Annotated in this window: 4 protein-coding genes and 1 tRNA gene; 2 read left to right on the top strand and 3 right to left on the bottom strand. The window is 67.8% G+C overall.

The features are described from left to right. Nucleotides 1–275 (bottom strand): carboxyvinyltransferase (locus AC6RA4_RS24120; RefSeq protein ID WP_500164646.1); only part of this gene is annotated, 275 nt, incomplete at its 3' end. Between the two features lie 3 nt (nt 276–278). After that, nucleotides 279–437, bottom strand: a complete 159-nt coding sequence (locus AC6RA4_RS24115; protein ID WP_500164644.1) for a hypothetical protein — start codon at nt 435–437, stop codon at nt 279–281. 100 nt (nt 438–537) lie between these two features. Here AC6RA4_RS24115 and AC6RA4_RS24110 point away from each other — a divergent pair. Together AC6RA4_RS24110 and AC6RA4_RS24105 are read left to right on the top strand one after the other, a co-directional pair. Next, a tRNA-Thr gene (locus AC6RA4_RS24110) sits at nt 538–612 on the top strand. A gap of 131 nt (nt 613–743) precedes the next feature. Beyond that, complete coding sequence (locus tag AC6RA4_RS24105; RefSeq protein WP_500164642.1) at nt 744–1,640, top strand: GGDEF domain-containing protein; 897 nt, start codon at nt 744–746, stop codon at nt 1,638–1,640. 15 nt (nt 1,641–1,655) lie between these two features. Here AC6RA4_RS24105 and AC6RA4_RS24100 read toward each other — a convergent pair. After that, nucleotides 1,656–3,530, bottom strand: a 1,875-nt coding sequence (locus AC6RA4_RS24100) for an FAD-dependent oxidoreductase (protein ID WP_500164640.1), incomplete at its 5' end; no start/stop codon positions are given.

The following is a 3,530-nucleotide window of genomic DNA, read 5'->3' as shown; positions in this document are numbered from 1 at the left end:
TTGCGCACGATGTCATATTCCGCGCGGGTCGAGGTCAGCGCGTGGCTCGACAGCGCCAGCACCTGCCCCTCGTTCAGCGACTGCACCTCGGCGCCCAGCGACTGCAGCAGCGTCGTCATGGTGCGGATGTCCGACAGGCGCGGCGCGTTGGTCAGCGTGAGCGGCTCGTCCGAGAGCAGCGTCGCCGGCATCAGCGTGAGACAGGCATTCTTCGCGCCCGCGATGGGGATCTGGCCGGACAGCGGCCCGTTCCCTGTGACGATGATCGAATCCATGTCCTACGTGTCCTTTTCACTGCTCTGGTCGCGCGCGGTGCTGTCCGCGCTGCGGGCCTTGGCCTGCTGTTTTCGCCGGGCGAGATTCGCCTTCAGCGCCGCTTTCAGCCGCGCATCACGCTCTTCTGCCTTGGTTTTAGTGCTGCCTGTCTTGCGCTCCATGACACTTCTTTAAAGCAGGGGCAAAAAAGCGTCCAGATTGCGCTTGCGCCCGTCTGAAATTGCCTTTAGAGACGCCGCCACGCCACCAAGGCGCACCGGCGCTGCTGTAGCTCAGAGGTAGAGCACTCCCTTGGTAAGGGAGAGGTCGAGAGTTCAATTCTCTCCAGCAGCACCACTCTTTCCAAATCAAATCAATAGCTTGGAAAGCAGCCCTGCAGGCGCCCTGCGCTCGCGCGCCTCTTAACCATTCGTTTACACTGCAGCGTCATCCTCCCTCCCCGGGGGTTCTGGACGTGAGTGGGTGCGATGTCTTTCTATGCGTTGCTGGACCGGGCTTTCCCGAGCAGCTTTCCGATCAAGGTGTTTGCCGTGGCCTTCGTCGGCACGCATGTGCCGCTGATCGCCGTGGTGCTCTATGCGCTGATCCAGACCGGCGGCATCGGGGCGCATCTCGACGTACTGGGCCTGCTGCTCGCCGCGACGCTGACCGGCTGCGGCGGCACGCTGGCCGGGCTCTGGGCGCTGCTTGCGCCGGTGCGCCGGATGAACGGCGCCATCGAATCGCTTGAACGCGGGGATTCGGCCCCGGCCCTGCCCGACGGCCATCGCGACGAGGTCGGCGCGCTGATGCGCCTCACGAATCTCATGGCCGATAGCGTGCTGCGCCGACAGCAACAGGCGCAGACCGCGGCGCAGACCGATCCGCTGACCGGGCTTCCGAACCGGCGCGGATTCGACGCGCATGTGGCGGGGCACGCGCCCGGCGCCATCCTGTTTCTGGACCTCGATCATTTCAAAAAGGTGAACGACACCTATGGCCACGCCATCGGCGACGCTGTGCTGTGTCAGGCGGCCAAAGTCATCTCTGCCGAGCTGCGGCGCGATGACGTGGTGGCGCGATTCGGCGGAGAGGAATTCGTGCTCTGGCTCCCCGGCGCAGGGGCCGAGGCCGCCTGGCAGACAGGAGAGCGTCTGCGCGCCGCCATCGCCGACACGGTGCGGGTCGCGGACCGGCCGGTGACCGCCTCGATCGGCCTCGCGCTCGGCGGCGCAGGCGATCCACGCGATGCGGTGATCGCCCGCGCCGACGCAGCGCTCTATGCCGCCAAGAACGGTGGCCGCAACCGCGTGGTCGAGCGCCGCGAAACGGCCTCGGGCGACCCGTTCGTCTTCAAGCGCGAGCAGGAGCTGCGCGCAGTCTGAGGCTTTCGCCCCGGCTCAGACCGTGCGCAGGAGCCGCAGCGCGTCGTAGATCGCCGCGTGGGTGTTGCGGGCCGAAACCGCATCTCCGATGCGGAACAGCTGGAAGCCGCCCTCGGGGTTGCGGCGGATCTCCTGCGGACGCAGTGCGATCAGCGCCTCGTAATCCACCTCACCCAGGTTCACCGAACCGGGGCGCAGGTCGAAATAGAGATCGTCGAGCGGCCGCGTGCCGCGATTGACCACCACCTGATCGACACGCCGCTCCGCCGTGGCCGCGCTGAAATCGCTGCCCAGCGTCGCGACAAGCTCATTGCCCTCCCGCCGCACGGCGTCGAGCTTCCACGTCACGGTGAAGCGCACGTCGCGCCCCTGCAGCGCCCGCATCGCGGGCGTCAACGACATCGACATGACCTCGCTCGCGATGGTGCGGTCGCGGGTGACGATCTCCACCGAGGCGCCCGTGTCAGAGATCAGCTCGGCCGCCTGCAACGCCGCGAAGTCGCCGGCATCGTCCCAGATCAGCACGTTGCTGCCGGGCTGCGCATCGCCCGAGAGGATATCCCAGGCCGACACCACCAGCCCGTCGCCGCTCTCAAGCCCCTCCGCGTGGGGCAGACCTCCGGTGGCGATGATCGCCACGTCCGGCGCCTCCTCGAACACCGTCTCGGCCTCGGCGAAGCTGTTGAAGCGGAATCGCACGCCCAGGCGCGCGCATTCGGCATAGCGCCAGTCGATGAGCGACATCATCTCGGCCCGCCGTGGCGTGCGCGCCGTCAGCCGCACCTGCCCGCCGGGATCGCTCGCGGCCTCGTGCACCACCACCTCGTGGCCGCGCAGCGCCGCCACCCGCGCCGCCTCGAGCCCCGCCGGCCCTGCCCCCACGATCACCACCTTTCGGCGCGTCGCAGCAGCCGCGATCTCGTGCGGCATCTCGAGCTCACGCCCCGTCGAGGGGTTGTGCAGGCAGAGCGCGCCGCCGCCCATGTAGATGCGATCGAGGCAGTAATTGGCGCCGACACAGGGTCGGATGCGGTCTTCTTCGCCGCGCAGGATCTTGGCGACGATATGCGGATCGGCCATGTGGGCGCGGGTCATGCCCACCATGTCGAGCTTGCCGCTGGCGATGGCGTGGCGCGCGGTGGCGACGTCCTGGATCTTGGCGGCGTGGAAGGTGGGCAGCGCCGTCTCGGCGCGGATCTCGCCGGCGAAGTCGAGATGCGGCGCGCTGCGCATGCCCTGCACCGGGATCACGTCGGTCAGCGCCGCGTCGGTGTCGATGCGCCCCCGGATGACGTTGAGGAAATCCACCAGTCCGCTGGCCTTGAGCCTGCGGGTGATCTCGAAGCCCTCCTCTCGCGTGATCCCGCCCTTGGCGCATTCATCCGCCGAGTAGCGGATGCCCACGATGAACTCCTCGCCCACCCGCTTGCGGATCGCGCCCAGCACCTCCATGGCAAAGCGCATCCGGTTCTCCAGCGTGCCGCCCCAGGGATCGTCGAGTTCGTTGACCAGCGGAGTCCAGAACTGGTCCATCAGGTGGCCGTAGGATTCGATCTCGATGCCGTCGAGCCCCGCCGCCTGCATGCGCTCGGCGGCGTCGGCGTAATCCTCGATCAGGCGGGCGATGTCCCAATCCTCGACCTTTTTCGGAAAGGCCCGGTGCGCCACCTCGCGCTCGTGCCCGGCGGAGAGCGAGGGCAGCCAGTCCCCTTTGTCCCAGCGGGTGCGGCGGCCAAGATGGGTGAGCTGGATCATCACCGCGCAGCCATGATCGTGGCACTCGTCGGTGAGCTCGCGCATCCAGCCGACGACCTCGTCCTTCCAGGCGAGGATATTGTTGAAGGCCGGCGGGCTGTCGCGCGAGACGCTGGCGGAGCCCGCGGTCATGGT

The organism is Salipiger sp., assembly GCF_059781815.1.
This window is presented reverse-complemented; position numbering and strand designations above follow the sequence as displayed.